The organism is Acidianus brierleyi, from assembly GCF_003201835.2.
Lineage (GTDB): Archaea > Thermoproteota > Thermoprotei_A > Sulfolobales > Sulfolobaceae > Aramenus > Aramenus brierleyi.
This window is the reverse complement of record NZ_CP029289.2, coordinates 1,389,254-1,403,842: the sequence shown is the minus strand read 5'-3', so window position 1 is coordinate 1,403,842 and position 14,589 is coordinate 1,389,254. Positions and strand designations below refer to the sequence as shown.

Genomic DNA, 14,589 nt, shown 5'->3' with positions numbered 1-14,589 from the left:
TAACTTTTTTATAAATCTAGAGGGGACCCGTAGCTCAGCCAGGATAGAGCGCAGGCCTTCGGAGCCTGTGGTCCCGGGTTCGAATCCCGGCGGGTCCGTAATTTACGTTCTACTCTATCTATAGAATTTTACGTTAATGCAACATAAAAGGTTAAATTTGCAACTATGTTATAGCTCTAACTTAGTGAATATGAAATATGCCAAAAATAGACGTAAATAAACTAGATGATGAGAAAAAGCTCAAGATAATCAAAAAAGCTATAGAGAAACACGGATTAAGTTACGTTTCACGGCAATTAGAGATTAACAGAAGCACATTAAACCGTTATATTAACGGCAAAATCCAGACAATACCAAATGAAGTAGTTGAGAAATGTACAGAACTCCTTACAATTGAGGAACTTTCAGATATCATTTACGGCTTAAGGACAGTTGAAATAGATCCTACAATTGCATTTAGCGTTATAATTAAAGCAATTAGAGATGAAAGCTTTCGCAACTTTTTCATAAACCTAATATGGCAATACTTAGGAGATTATCTCAAGTCAGTATCAAACAGTTATATAGTATCTAAAGAGGACCTAGACCTATTCGAAAAATTTGTTAAGAATAACAAAGCTAAAAGAACCGCTAATATGCATTTGCAGAACATTAGAAGAATTACGGCAGACTTAGGTTATGAACTAACCTCAGAAAGAATTAAGGAATACATCTTAGATCTGCAATCAAAGAATGTGAACAAGGCGAGACATTACGCTACTACGCTAAAGCTTTTCATTAAGGAGATCGTGAAGAGCAGAAACCCTATATTAAGCCGTGAACTTTACGATTCCTTCAAGATTCCTAAAACAAAAACCTTATACAGACCACCTATCTTAACGTTAGATTCTCTAAAGCAGATATTCCAAAATATTAACGACTTAGGAGCTAAGACGCTCTTCTTACTCCTAGTCGAAACTGGATTAAGAGTAGGGGAAGTTATGAACCTTAGAGTAGATCAGATAGACTTAGACCACAGAATTATTAAATTAATGAAGGAGAATGAGACTAAGAGGGCTTATATATCATTTCTGCACGAGAAGACGGCAAAGTTGTTGAGAGAGACCTATTTACCTTATCATGATGAGTTTGTAAGAAAATACGAGAATTCTGTAAGGAAACTTGCAGCTGCTAATCCTAATCAAGGTATTGATATAGAGAACTGGAAGGCTAAATTATTTCCGTTTAGAGAAGATATATTAAGGACTAAAATTGAAAATGAGATGAGGAAGATATTAGGAAGTACATTTAGGCTTTACGACTTAAGAAGTTTCTTCGCCTCTTATATGTTAAAAAGAGGGGCAAATCCAATGATAGTAGACTTCCTTCAAGGGAGAGCTTCTCCTAAAGACTTCAGAATCTTACAAAACCATTATTTTGTAATTAGCGAAATTGAGTTACAACAAAATTATGATAAATATGCACCTAAACTACTCTAGTTTTAAACTAGAGGATATCTTAATAATTATATAATGTATTTAATTGATTAAGGTCACACAATGGAGAATGTTCCCGAGGCTATTGTAATACTAATGAAGGGTTATATCTCACATATACTTATAATAATATATTATGAGTAGTATCTTCAGCGAAATAGAGAATAACATACAAAACGCTTTAGCAGAATCGTATAAGATAACTAGAGGATTTTTTACTACTCTTTTTACAGATGCCTCAGCGTTAGGAAGAGAGACTGGAGACTTAATTTTTAAGCATAAGTTGATTCCCTTTTCTCAGGCAATACAAGACGTAGAAAACCAGAGCGTAAAAGAGACACCGATTTTTAGCCCTCTGTCAAACTTAGGTATAGAAACCGGGAGGCAGCTCTTCAATGCCGGGAGTAAATTAGTTAGTAACATTATACCTATTAGCGGGACTTTTGGACACTTAGCCGATCACCCTAATGAGCCTTTACCCGCAAAAATTAGTGATATAGCCTTTGGACTTATCGATATTCCAGGTTTAGTAGAGTTAGCCGATACGGGTAGGTTACTTGTAACTGGCGCTGATGAATTAAGCCCCTTAGGAAAGTTAGCAGTAAGGTTAGGAGAGTCTAAGGCTTTCAACTATCCACTTTTAGCGTTAGGTATAGGTTCTATGCTCTTTCCTTCTTCTCTCAAACCTAAAGGAGATAGTATAATAACAAAAGAATATGTGTACAAATCTCTACCTAATATTAATGTCACTCTCAAGAAAGCCAGGGATACTACCAGACCTATAACATATGATCCCCTGGCATTAACGCTATCTCCCTCATCTCCTTCAGAACCAGAAATAACATATATACTAAATAATAATGAATTATTGCATTCCTTCGCTAAGGAGATTGAAGGAAATGTAGACCCTTCTCTTAGAATAGAGAGGGATGATAAAGAGCGAGAATCAGAACCTAAGCATACTAGTAGTACCTTCTCAACACTTTACATAGGAATTACCTTAGTAGTTATCATAACTTTCATCATCTTAGTAATAATGGTTAAGGGATAGTTACTAAAATTTCAATCAGTATAGAAAATATCCCAAATTTATCTATTTCTACGAAACCATTTATAACGTTCACTCTTTTGCGGAAAGTTCATTTCAGAGAAACAATAATGAACACGTAAAGTTTAGGGCATTTTCTTAGCTATACGCAATTTCAGAAACGGTTTTCTAACGTGATAATTCCCAGTTTTCATTTTAAAAACAGCATTTCTCCTTTTTGAGTATAGTAAAATAGAGATAATCCCATCACATTTTATAATAATGAATTTTGACCAAAGCCCTTAGGTTGTTGATTCAATGTTGATTCAAACTTGCATTCAATCTAAATTACCGCAAATTAACGAGTATTTCTCATCATTTAATATTGATAAGCAATATTGCATTCAATATGAGAAAGGCATATAAACGTAAAATGAGAAGGTAAAAGCGTTATGCCAAGGAGAAGAACTACTTATTATCAGAGGTGGTTAAAGAATCACGTTACAATTACTTTACGTCTTTCACGTGAAGAGATAGAGGGGATTAAAAAATACAAGAGTGAAATAAACTTATCTTACCACGATATGCTTTTAGACTACTTCCCATTACTCTCAGCATTAAAGGAGTTCTTTAAAGTCCTTGAGGTTAGAGGTTACCTTTACGATAAGGCTGATGCAAATAACGTTAGGTTCATGAGTGAGCAGTACTATCAACAGTTACCGGAACGCATAAGGCAATTCTTTGAGGAGAAACAGTTCGCAATAAAAGAAGGATTTATCATGAGAAGTGTAAAAGGTTATGTGTTAAAAAAGGAGTAACTTGTTCCAAATTGGAATAAGCACTTATTCCAAAATGGGTGGTAAGTTGATGGCTATTTCTTTTGCCGTATCTAGGTCACCGCTTTCTATGAGATTTAACACTACCTTAAGGACTTTCTTATAACTCTCTGGTAAGTCTTCTCTTTCTAGGTCTTCCTTTATTGCCTTAACCCATTCTTCCACGTTCATTTTTGCTCATTAATATTCTTCTTACAGAATTTTATAAGATTTAGCTCTATATTCGACTCTATCACAGAGTATTACAAAAAAATTAATGGGTAAGAATCACGTATTGTTTTAGGTCTTCCATCTGAATGGACCTTAATTTCCAGTGGAGACAAGAGCAAAAATCTCTTCAGATAAGGAAAAACTAAATTCCTGGGCATACAGTTTTAAGGCAAAAATTATATAAATAATTAATACTATTTCTGATATGGTAAATATTGATAAGCACCATTTTCCGAATATATTTCCTTAGTGAATAGCATGAAAAAGGTAAGAAAACCCGTAAAGGTATCGGTCATACTTGATAACGAAGAGGTAGAGGCACTTGATAAGATAGTGAAAAAGGAAGGATATCGCGGAAAATCAACAATACTAAGAGCGTTAGCTAAACGTTTCATTAAACGCCATTTAGATAATTCATCATGAACTCAGCCTAAGCGGTTCAATCACAAGTCAAGAAAAAGCGGTGTAGTCAATGCAGAGTATAAACTCTATCTTTAAAAATCTTTCCCTCACACAAACGCTCTTCAAAAGGCGTTTTAACGACAAAAAGAACCATGAGAAGAAGGACAGTAATACTATCTACGTTACAGACCTACTATATTGCCCGTTAAAGCCTAGACTGAGGGAACAGTTTAAGGAACTAACGTTAGCTGAGGCTTACAATCCTTCAACACTACAAGGTTCATTAATTCATGAAAGCGTAGAGAGGATACTGATAGAAGAGTTAAACGCTGAGGTAGAAGTTCCGGTTACAAAGGAGATAACGATTGATGATGAGGTTTACAAACTGGTAGGAAGGATTGACGCGAAAAAGGATAACGTGATTATTGAAATAAAGACCTCAAAGACTGACGTGGGCATACCAAAGGAAGAACACGTACTCCAGTTAAGGATTTACGTAAACATGTTAAACGCTGAACACGGCATTTTACTTTACATAACGCCGGATCGTATAACCGAATTCTACGTAGACACTGGAATATCAGATGATAAGCTGATAGAACTAGTACAAGACTACGTTTACACGAGACGAATACCAAGACATGAATGGGAGTGTAAGTATTGTGTTTTCGCTAAGGTTTGCCCTCACAAGGTGAGCGTTAATGAAGATAATAACGCAAGTTAAGGCTAAGGTTACTGATTTCGGGGATTTCAAAAGCCTAATTATTGAAGACATTAACTTAAGCGTATTTGTAGACTCTAAAGAGGCTTACCTAAACGATATATCTATACCTAAGGAGATAGGGAATTACGTTATAGACTGCATTAATAGGGCTGACACGATCTCTTATGAGGATTATCTAACATTAGAGATTGAGGATTACGGTCTTAGTATTAAACAAGGAAATAAGGAAGTACTGACTATAGAGTTTCACGGGAATAAAGCAGTTCTACTTACTCCTAAGAAGTACTGTTACGAGATAAGAAACGCCGATAAACTAAGGGAAATGCTGAGGTATAAGGTGAGTGCTTACGTCTAACGTCATTTCACAAATACTTATTGCCGGTGTTAGAATTCAGAAGTTGGTAAAGAGGATAGGACGTAATGGAAAGCTTTACGAATATTCTCAATACTTTGTCTATGTTCCAAAGGCTTACGAGAAATACGTTATAGGCAATGAATGGATAGTTACCGTGTGGATAGATAACGAAATATATCCAATTGGTCTAAGAGGGCTTTCACGCCATAACAAGTACTATATAATTAGTTTGCCTAGTAACTTAGCTTACTATTGGGAAAAGGCAATAGGAAAGGGAGTAGATGTAGTACTAAGTAGACCTTAGGCTTAAGATATGTCTTCTTTTTCTCCTTCACCTCATTCTTTTGTTGAATTTTGGATTGTTTCACGTTTAAAGAAGGAGAATTCAGTCTCACTTACTATTATGGCTAATGAATACGCAAAGGAGAGGAGAATATCAAAGCGATCAGCCCATAAGGTTCTTGAAAGACACCTTAAATCCCTTATTCAAGAAGACATAGTAGAACGTTTAGATACTTATCCAATTACGTATAAGCTTAAGCGTTTACCCATTCAATTTATTTTACCTTCTAATAAAAATTTTCGGCTTAATGAAAGCTTTGACTTGAGTTTAAATAATCACAATTCCAAAACCTTAGAATTAAACACAAATCACAAACAAAAATTACAAGAACTACGGAAAAAAGGGCTAAGAGTAATTACCCTGGCTAACGCTTTCAGACAGAAAGGACTACTTACCGCTCAGCATAAAGTCTCCATTCGCCCTGACACTAGAGAGCATTCAGATATCGCTTTTCTATATAACGAGAACGTAAAGGAGTGGGATCGTAGTGTGATGGTTTTCATGAATGATGATGAGGAGTTTATGATCATGAACGTTAGGACTAGGTTTAACGATAAAAAGAAGGCGTTTATGAACTTAATTAAGAGTAGTACGGCGTTAGATAACGCATTTAAGAAGTACAAGAACGCGATCATGATTACGCTTACAATACCTCACATATTCCCCTTAGTATATCCAATAAAGCAAAAAGGGAAAATTATCGGCTTCATTCCCTTACAAGACTCTATACTAACTCAGCTTAAGGCAAACATGATGGCATGGATTAGGAAGATGTGGAAAGGAGAAGACATTAAGGTCTTCACGGCTTATGAGTATCATACTGACTACGCTCTTCACCTTCATGTTCTGATATTTGGGATTCCCTACCTGATAGACTGGAATAGGAAGTACGGAAGGAAGAAGGAAGACGCTCTTACATACTACGTTAGGCGTTATAATATTTCCTTACCTTCAGACCTGGAGACAAAGATGAAAGAGGGGAAATTAGAATCAAAGGACAAGACGCTTATTAGTAAATATGTATTTACGGCGTTACTTGACATGTGGTTACAGAAGATTCTAGTTAGGTTTGGCTCAGCATTAAGGATCAACATACTCCAGGCTTACCTAGACTACAAGAAGAAGAGGATACAAGGACCGATTAACGAGATTCACCGTATTAAGAACGGGAAATGGAAGGGAAAGCCGCCAAAGGATTCAATTATAGAATATAGCAGCGGTGCAGCTTATAGGAAATTTCTATCACCTAAACAGTATGTACTAAAATACGTTCTCAAAATGGCATATATGATAGCTCAAGGTTCACAAGTAGAAGTAAGAGATCAAGGTAAAGTCTATGGTTATTGGCTCTTTGGGAAACGCCATAATTCTTATTCTCCTTCAATACTCCCAAAAGAGAAGAAGGAAAAAATTCCTTATTGGCATTTTGTAGGAATTTATAATAAGTTAGATGTTCCGGATTATATAGCTCATAATACTATATACGATTTGACTTAAATTCTATCATTATTATCTTTCAATTATATCTAGAGATTAACGTATTTCCCGCCAGTCAAAGATCTCTTATAATAAAAGTACATAATTTGAAATTAAATATGTTCCAAAATGGAGTAAAATTTATATATGCTTTTACCCAATTTGGAACACATGGGACTAATAAGAAGAAGGGAAAATGAAGAAACGTATTTTTATTGGTATGAACATGGAAAGAAGGTATATTTAGGGAAATTAGTGGATAGAACAGTTATAGATAAGATAAAGTACATAAGCCCTAACCTGGATAAGCTAAGTGAGGAAGAGAGGAAAGAATTCTTAGAATGGATTGGAGAGTTAAAAGCGGTATTAGGCTTAATTCCTCAGTCTATGCCTTCAAACGACTTAGATGTTATCAATAAGAAGTTAGATAAGGTTGTTCAGTTATTAGACGGTATAGGTTCTAAAGAGGATAAGAGGAAATCTCCTACTGAACTTGATAGGGCTTATGAGATGATGAAGAATTCCTTAGGTTATGTAAGGATAGATGATCTAAGAAGACAGTTGGGAATGAGCCTTGAGCAGTTCATGAGCGAATTCCGTGATTATATATTGGAGAATTATGAGTTAATTTCGGGCGGAAAAGAAGGTATAATAAAAGACGGTACAGTGTATGGAATCATTAGACGTAAAAAGATAGAGAAGACTGAGAAGTTCAATCCCAGTCTTTTCGATAAAATGTATAATAAAGTGAAGAATCCTATGGATATAGCAGCTTTGAAGGATATAAGGGAAATGATGGGATTAAGTAAAGAGGAGTTCTACTCCACATATTCTTCTTATATTGAGTCACATTACGAAATGTTCAGAGGAGGGGAAGAAGGAATAGTTAAAAACGGCACTATATTCGGTATAATAAAAAGGTAATTGCAATTAACAAGGCTTTGCAGTATATTATATTGTGAACATTACTTTCAACTAATAACGTTTAAATATATTTAGACGCAACATTAACACTTTTCAATATACAATAAAATGCAACTGTATAAGTCCTTCGGAGCCTGTGGTCCCGGGTTCGAATCCCGGCGGGTCCGCTGTTAGGAGAGGAATTCTCCTAAGGCCTCTTCTTTTATTTTTATAGATGATTTTACAACGTCAATTAAAGAACTGACTTAACACTCTTTCGTCTAGCTATTTGCATTATCTAGTTTATATACATGTTTATATGCATAATGCTAGGCTTTTCTTTCATTGTCGTAGTTATGTATAGAGGCTAACGATTTTTAGTTTATATTATATGTTAAAAATGTAAAAAATCTACTATTTCTATTATTATTCCTTATTTAAATATCTATAAATTTTATATCTAATACAATCCATTAATCTATCATGGTAATCCGATCTGTGTACAGCTATGTAATCCAGTACATCATCGTTCTTTAACAATTCTTCAAGATCTTGGATAGAATTTACTATAAAACCAGGATCTGCTTTAGGATTTTTTACCTTTCTATTTTTTATAATGTCATTTAAAAAGTCATCAGTATTATTAATCCATTTTTTAATAATGGCTTCTATGTCATCTCTATTTATTCCAAGTTTTTTTGCTATTAATTTAACTGGTTTATTTTCACATCTCATCTGTGCTATTTTTGCTTCTATCTTAGAGTTCATAATTTTCATACTAAAAAAGATAAAAATAAACTCATTCAGTATAACTTCATTAAATGATAAATCTTTATATGACTTTATACATTACACATTTAAAGTCTTCAATAACAGTAAGTTAAATGGTATATTTTTTATAAAAAATCCTATATTAATATATATAAAAATACGATTTTAATATATAATTATTGAGATACCTAATTATATAATCTTGGAGTAACGTTTAGTAGACTTTTTAAATTGTGACTCTTTGTTACTGAAATATATAAAAATATATCAAAGTTATATTGTATTCATAGATGATCTTTTTAGTGATATGTGTAAAATTGGTAATAGTTTTTAACATCTTAATGCTTTTTACTTCTTTATAAGCTAGGTTTAAGATGAGAAAAAAATAAGTACTATTTATTCAAGGTTTGAATGGTGCTTTGCAATGGAAGAAGATTGGGAGGAAGATCTAGAAGAGGAAGAATGGGAAGATGAACTAGACGAAGATTGGGAAGAAGATGAATGGTAAATAAAAGTTAATTTAAAAATTATACTTTTTATTATGTTATGAATGGTGTAAGGATTGCGTGTTGCTGTAATAAATTATGATTTTTGTAAACCCGATAAGTGCAATTTGGAGTGTATAAGATTTTGCCCAATAAATAGATCTGGAAGTAAGGCAATAGAACTTTCAGAGACAGTTAAGGGTAAACCTATAATATACGAAGAGACATGCATTGGTTGTGGTATCTGTGTTAAAAAATGTCCTTTTGATGCCATAGACATTGTTAACTTACCAGACCAGTTTGGATCTGATATAATTCACAGATATACGATTAATGGATTTGAGCTTTTTGGACTTCCTATTCTTAAACAAGGAAACGTAATAGGGATATTAGGTAAAAACGGATCTGGAAAGACTACTATATTAAAAATTTTAGGTGGAGAGTTGATTCCAAATTTTGGAGATCCAACAGCTAAATTAGAGCCAGTTAATGTTTTGGAGCGATTTAAAGGTAAGGAATTATATGATTATTTTTATAAATTATATTCAAGAAAATTAAAAGTTGTACATAAGATTCAATATATAGAATATGTATCACGATACTTGAAAGGGATAGTAAAAGATATTTTGTCAAAAGTTGATGAACGAGGTAAAATAGATGAAGTTAAATCCCTATTGTTTATGGATAGTTTTTGGGATAAATCTGTACAATATCTAAGTGGAGGAGAACTTCAGAAGCTTCTAGTAGCTGCTACATTATTGAGGGAAGCAGATGTGTACGAGTTTGACGAGCCGTCTTCTTATTTAGACGTTAAAGAAAGAATTAATGTAGCAAAAGGTATAAGAGAATTAACTAGGAATAAATATACTGTAGTAGTAGATCATGACCTAATTGTTATGGATTATTTAGCTGATTTAATAAGTATAATATTTGGAGAAAGTAGTGTATACGGTAAAGTTTCTAAATTATATTCTACTAGAGTAGGTATAAATAATTTTCTTAATGGTTATTTGCCAGTAGAAAATATTAAATTTAGGCAGGACGAAATAAAATTTTTACTTAAAGAACTTACAGATTTAGATTTTTCAAAGAATATAAAGTTAAGAATACAATGGAGTAAGATAAGCAAAAAAATGGAAGACTTTAGCCTAGATATTGATGAAGGAGACGCTAGAGAAGGAGAAGTTATAGGTATAGTAGGACAGAATGGAATAGGCAAGACTACTTTTGTAAGGATTTTAGTTGGCGAAATTAAACCCGACTTTGGAGAAATAATACCACCTAATATATCTTTATCATATAAACCTCAACGATTAGTTCCGGACTATAATGGTACCGTTCAGCAATTTCTAGAGAATAGTAGTAAGGATATACTTTCTTCTTCGTCGTGGTTTTTTGTAGAAGTTATTAAGAGGCTGAATTTGCATAGAATTTTAGAATCTAACGTAAAGGATTTAAGTGGAGGGGAACTACAGAAACTATACGTAGCATCTACTTTAGCTAAGCAGGCCGATTTGTACGTTTTTGATGAACCGTCTTCATATCTTGATGTGGAGGAGCGTTATATTGTAGCTAAAGCAATAAAAAGAATAACTAGAGAAAGAAAAGCCGTAACATTTATGGTAGACCATGATTTAGCTTTGCATGATTATATATCTGATAGGCTAATAGTATTTCTAGGTAAACCTGGTAAAGAAGGACATGGATATTCTCCAACTAGTTTAAGAAAAGGCATGAATATATTCTTAAAGGAAATAGGACTAACTTTTAGAAGAGACGCAGATAGTGGAAGGCCTAGAGTGAATAAACTAGATAGTTACCTTGATAGATTACAAAAGGACAAGGGAGAATATTATTCAATGGAAACAAGTAGAGAGTAAAACTAAAATTTAATAGCTCTCAGTATAGAATGATAGATATGAAGACTACTATAAGTGTAATAAAGGCCGATATAGGTAGTTTAGCAGGGCATCACGTTGTTCACCCTGATACTATGGCTGCTGCTAATAAGGTATTGGCAGAAGCCAAGAAACAAAATATAATTATAGATTATTATGTTACAAATGTAGGTGATGATTTAGAACTTATAATGACGCATAATAGAGGAGAACTTGATACGAAAGTTCATGAAACTGCATGGGAAGCGTTTAAAGAGGCAACAAAAGTTGCAAAAGACTTAGGACTATATGCTGCAGGGCAAGATCTTCTTTCTGATACATTTTCTGGTAATTTGAAGGGAATGGGACCTGGAATAGCGGAAATGGAGATTGAAGAGAGACCAGCAGAACCTTTTGTGGTATTCATGGCCGATAAGACTGAGCCAGGCGCCTTTAATTATCCGCAGTATAAAATGTTTGCGGATCCTTTTAATACAGCAGGTTTAGTAATAGATCCGACTATGCATGAAGGATTCAAGTTTGAAGTATTAGATGTTTTTGAAGGAGAAAGCGTTATCCTTAATTCTCCAGAAGAAATATATGATATTTTAGGATTAATAGGAACCCCATCAAAATATGTTATAAGAAGAGTTTATAGAAAAGCTGACAATAACATTGGTGCAGTAACGTCAATAGAAAGGTTAAATTTGATAGCTGGTAAATATGTAGGAAAAGATGACCCTGTAATGATAATAAGGGTTCAACATGGTTTTCCTGCATTAGGTGAAGCATTAGAGGCATTTTCATTCCCATATTTAGTACCAGGATGGATGAGAGGAAGCCATTATGGGCCTATAATGCCAGTATCACAAAGAGATGCACGTGCTACCAGATTTGATGGGCCACCAAGATTAATAGGATTAGGATTTAATGTTAAAAACGGTAGATTAGTAGGTCCTACTGATCTATTTGATGATCCAGCTTTTGACGAAACTAGAAGATTAGCAGAAGATATTGCAGACTACATGAGAAGACATGGTCCATTTATGCCTCATAGATTAGAACCTAGTGAAATGGAGTATACTACATTACCGTTAATTACTGAAAAATTAAAGCCTAGATTTAAGAAAGAATCTGATGTTACTAAAGCAAAACGTAGTATTTATGAGAATACGTCTCAAGGTACAGATTAAATTTTTTAAGTATAATCGATGTTTTAGTTAATGTGATGCTTAATGGGAAATATATATACACGTGATATAAAACGAGTTTCAGCAGAACTATATGAAAAATATGCTGATGAAATAACAGAGGATTATGGAAAAAATAAGGAATTAGTATCTAGATATCTAGATATTTACTCTAAGAAGGTTAGAAACAGAGTTGCAGGATATTTAACTAGGTACGCTAAAAGAGCAAGGACAGTTCACACTACTGAAGAAGAGGTAGAGGAGTAAGCTTGGTAAAAATTGTATTCGAAGGCCCACTATCTAGGCAATATGGTAAATCAGTAGAAATCTACGAAAATAGTTTTTATTCTATAAAGGCTAAATTAAAGGATCTTGGAATATTAAATGAAAAAGATGAAGTTAAACCTGGATATATAGTTTTAGTAGGGGATAAAGACATTCGCTTATTTACTGATGATGAAAGAGTTTTATTCAATAATGAAATAAGAGTAATTCCGATAAACCATGGTGGTTAAATTTGCTAACAATTAGAGAGATTATATGGAATCAAGATATTAAATCGAAGCTAACTTATGATGGCCGATGCGTATCAACAGTTGTAAAGGAGTTACCACAATTATCTGTAATTAGGCAAGCTTGCTATATTTTTTTTAATGTGGAAAACACCAAGATTAAGGATAAGTCTATTTATTTTATGTTATTATTGAATTCCACTACTCAGATAAAGGAATGTATAGAAAGAAACAAAGTATCGGAAGGAGATAAGGGATATTTAATATCATGTTGTAAAGAGGATATAAATGATTTTTCTGATAAGATAGAGATAAAAGGCATAGCAGAACGTATAGCACTAACATTTAATGCAGTGTATTCGGTTAAGTCTCAGTAGTATATTTTAGTAAAATATTTAGTATGGAAATCAGAAGGATACTTCCTTTCTATTTGGTAATATCTTCCATATTGTTGATGTTAGTAGCATTAAATCTTATTGCAAGTTATATAATATATTACTTAATAATAGTTCTTATAATAACCTTTGTATTTTCAATAGTGTTAACAAGGGGAAAGTCTTTTATTTCTATTAGGAAATTTCTAATAAGGAGAAATATATTCACTTTAAATCTGAATGAGAGTTATGTTTCAGGTATAGCAGCAAAAATAATAGGTAAGCAAGAATTTGATAAAAATCCAGTTGATTTACAAAAAGAGTTAAATAATTTATTAAACGCATTAATAGCTAGAAATAAAAATTATCAATATCTTATACTTACTAGTGTTAATGGTAAGCAAGCTTCTTCTTCTATCGTAGTTTATAAAGAATGTAAAGATTGTGAAAATGAAATATTATATGAGTTTGATAATATTCTAGAAATAGCTAAAGTAGTATCACCTCATATAATTTTGGAAGCAGTACCAGTCTCGAATAAAGCTTTACCGCTTCCTTTAGCTTTCGGTAATGTCAATTTTGCACGAGTTATGGATATTAAAATGGAGTCTCCTACTATTGATAAAATAATAGTAGACTATGATATAGAATTAGGAGACATGTTAGTTCACAATCAAACCGTTCCTACTGGCATAAGATCTACAGATGTACTTAGGCATATAGGAATATTTGGTAGCACTGGTAGCGGAAAATCAAACACTGCAACACTAATAGCTAATGAACTTTCTAACAAGGGATTTAACGTAATGATACTTGATTGGCATGGAGAATATAGTAATAAACTTAGTGATTATACTATCTACAATTATAGAAATTTATATAAAATAAATCCATTAAAATTTAATGATATAGATGATATTATAGATATTCTAGGAGACGTATTGCAATTAACTGATCCACAAAGATTTTTATTATTTCTTATAATATCAAAGTTAAGAAAAGATAAGAGGTTTAGATTAACTGATATGCTCGATGTATTAAAAAATACTGAGGATCAATCAAATTGGATGAGGGAAGTTAAATATGCATTAGCAAGAAAACTATATCCTTTATTTACTAGTAAAGGCAAATTATTGTTCTCAGCTGACACAAACCCAGAAATTATAGATCTATTAAGTAAAAAAGGTATAGTATTTGATTTGAGTTTCATAAATAATATCAGGTTAAGAAAACTGTATGGATTATTTTTACTTAAATATATAACAGATTTTTATATGAATAACAAGCCAGATAAAAAACTGTTATTAATAATTGAGGAAGCACATAATTTCTTTAATGTGGAAAATGATTTTATAGATAAGCTAATATCAGAAATACGAAAATTTGGAGTAGGGTTATGCATAATATCTCAATCTCCTTCTTCCATATCTAGCGCAGTAATGAAGAATACTAATATAAAAATTATTCATTCAATAAAGTCCGATATAGATAAGAAAATATTGCGTGATTCTCTTTCTTTACCAGATAACCTCTATTCGGCATTAGATAAATTAGACGTTGGTGAAGCTATATTATCAGCACCAAATACAAAAACTCCTTTACTAATAAAGATAAGAAAATTATAAAAAA

The 14,589-nt window shown here is 32.9% G+C and carries 17 protein-coding genes and 1 tRNA gene; 16 read left to right on the top strand and 2 right to left on the bottom strand.

From position 1 onward, the window contains the following. The first annotated feature begins 23 nt into the window (after nucleotides 1–23). The 4 genes from DFR85_RS23365 (at nucleotide 24) to DFR85_RS23350 (ending at nucleotide 3,320) form a co-directional block, all read left to right on the top strand. Nucleotides 24–98: transfer RNA gene (locus DFR85_RS23365), tRNA-Arg, on the top strand. Nucleotides 99–197: 99 nt separating this feature from the next. Further along, nucleotides 198–1,478 (top strand): tyrosine-type recombinase/integrase, encoded by a 1,281-nt coding sequence (locus DFR85_RS23360; protein ID WP_110270345.1) that lies wholly within the window; start codon nucleotides 198–200, stop codon nucleotides 1,476–1,478. A 133-nt stretch (nucleotides 1,479–1,611) separates the two neighbouring features. Further along, nucleotides 1,612–2,526, top strand: a complete 915-nt coding sequence (locus DFR85_RS23355; protein WP_110270344.1) for a hypothetical protein — start codon at nucleotides 1,612–1,614, stop codon at nucleotides 2,524–2,526. 428 nt (nucleotides 2,527–2,954) lie between these two features. Continuing rightward, nucleotides 2,955–3,320 carry a hypothetical protein gene (locus DFR85_RS23350; RefSeq protein ID WP_110270343.1) on the top strand — a complete coding sequence of 122 codons (366 nt, stop codon included), beginning with the start codon at nucleotides 2,955–2,957 and terminating at the stop codon, nucleotides 3,318–3,320. A 24-nt stretch (nucleotides 3,321–3,344) separates the two neighbouring features. Here the strand turns inward: DFR85_RS23350 and DFR85_RS23345 are convergent, their stop codons facing one another. Continuing rightward, on the bottom strand, nucleotides 3,345–3,509 hold the full coding sequence (locus DFR85_RS23345; RefSeq protein WP_110270342.1) for a transcription factor: 165 nt from the start codon (nucleotides 3,507–3,509) through the stop codon (nucleotides 3,345–3,347). Between the two features lie 297 nt (nucleotides 3,510–3,806). On the opposite strand from DFR85_RS23345, the gene DFR85_RS23340 reads away from it, so the two are divergent. The 6 genes from DFR85_RS23340 (at nucleotide 3,807) to DFR85_RS23315 (ending at nucleotide 7,772) form a co-directional block, all read left to right on the top strand. After that, a complete protein-coding gene (locus DFR85_RS23340) occupies nucleotides 3,807–3,971 on the top strand; it encodes a ribbon-helix-helix domain-containing protein (RefSeq protein WP_110270341.1) in 165 nt (54 codons plus the stop codon). A gap of 49 nt (nucleotides 3,972–4,020) precedes the next feature. After that, nucleotides 4,021–4,674: a CRISPR-associated protein Cas4 gene (gene cas4 / locus DFR85_RS23335; RefSeq protein ID WP_110270340.1), complete on the top strand. Its 654-nt coding sequence runs from the start codon at nucleotides 4,021–4,023 to the stop codon at nucleotides 4,672–4,674. Next, a complete protein-coding gene (locus DFR85_RS23330) occupies nucleotides 4,652–5,029 on the top strand; it encodes a hypothetical protein (protein ID WP_110270339.1) in 378 nt (125 codons plus the stop codon). The genes cas4 and DFR85_RS23330 overlap by 23 nt, the downstream gene beginning before the upstream one ends. Next, nucleotides 5,016–5,333, top strand: coding sequence for a hypothetical protein (locus DFR85_RS23325; RefSeq protein ID WP_246253050.1), 318 nt, complete (start codon nucleotides 5,016–5,018; stop codon nucleotides 5,331–5,333). Before DFR85_RS23330 ends, DFR85_RS23325 begins: the two co-directional genes overlap by 14 nt. Nucleotides 5,334–5,873: 540 nt before the next feature. Beyond that, nucleotides 5,874–6,869: a hypothetical protein gene (locus DFR85_RS23320; protein ID WP_246253049.1), complete on the top strand. Its 996-nt coding sequence runs from the start codon at nucleotides 5,874–5,876 to the stop codon at nucleotides 6,867–6,869. Between the two features lie 150 nt (nucleotides 6,870–7,019). After that, complete coding sequence (locus DFR85_RS23315) at nucleotides 7,020–7,772, top strand: hypothetical protein (RefSeq protein ID WP_246253048.1); 753 nt, start codon at nucleotides 7,020–7,022, stop codon at nucleotides 7,770–7,772. Nucleotides 7,773–8,177: 405 nt separating this feature from the next. Here DFR85_RS23315 and DFR85_RS23310 read toward each other — a convergent pair whose 3' ends face one another. Next, nucleotides 8,178–8,519, bottom strand: a complete 342-nt coding sequence (locus DFR85_RS23310; protein WP_110271818.1) for a hypothetical protein — start codon at nucleotides 8,517–8,519, stop codon at nucleotides 8,178–8,180. Nucleotides 8,520–9,084: 565 nt separating this feature from the next. Between DFR85_RS23310 and DFR85_RS23305 the strand changes: the two genes are divergently transcribed. Genes DFR85_RS23305 through cedD form a run of 6 tightly spaced genes read left to right on the top strand, consistent with a single transcriptional unit; the run spans nucleotide 9,085 to nucleotide 14,585 of the window. After that, the gene (locus DFR85_RS23305; RefSeq protein ID WP_110270337.1) at nucleotides 9,085–10,887 is read left to right on the top strand and encodes a ribosome biogenesis/translation initiation ATPase RLI; all 1,803 of its coding nucleotides are present in this window, start codon (nucleotides 9,085–9,087) and stop codon (nucleotides 10,885–10,887) included. 38 nt (nucleotides 10,888–10,925) lie between these two features. Continuing rightward, the gene (fbp, locus tag DFR85_RS23300) at nucleotides 10,926–12,077 is read left to right on the top strand and encodes a fructose-1,6-bisphosphate aldolase/phosphatase (protein ID WP_110271817.1); all 1,152 of its coding nucleotides are present in this window, start codon (nucleotides 10,926–10,928) and stop codon (nucleotides 12,075–12,077) included. A 42-nt stretch (nucleotides 12,078–12,119) separates the two neighbouring features. Next, nucleotides 12,120–12,341, top strand: coding sequence for a 30S ribosomal protein S17e (locus DFR85_RS23295; RefSeq protein WP_110270336.1), 222 nt, complete (start codon nucleotides 12,120–12,122; stop codon nucleotides 12,339–12,341). Nucleotides 12,342–12,343: 2 nt separating this feature from the next. Further along, nucleotides 12,344–12,589, top strand: a complete 246-nt coding sequence (gene urm1 / locus DFR85_RS23290; protein ID WP_110270335.1) for a Urm1-like protein — start codon at nucleotides 12,344–12,346, stop codon at nucleotides 12,587–12,589. 2 nt (nucleotides 12,590–12,591) lie between these two features. After that, on the top strand, nucleotides 12,592–12,963 hold the full coding sequence (locus DFR85_RS23285; protein ID WP_110270334.1) for a hypothetical protein: 372 nt from the start codon (nucleotides 12,592–12,594) through the stop codon (nucleotides 12,961–12,963). A 23-nt stretch (nucleotides 12,964–12,986) separates the two neighbouring features. Further along, a complete protein-coding gene (cedD, locus tag DFR85_RS23280; RefSeq protein ID WP_110270333.1) occupies nucleotides 12,987–14,585 on the top strand; it encodes a DNA-translocating ATPase CedD in 1,599 nt (532 codons plus the stop codon). Nucleotides 14,586–14,589 lie beyond the last annotated feature (4 nt).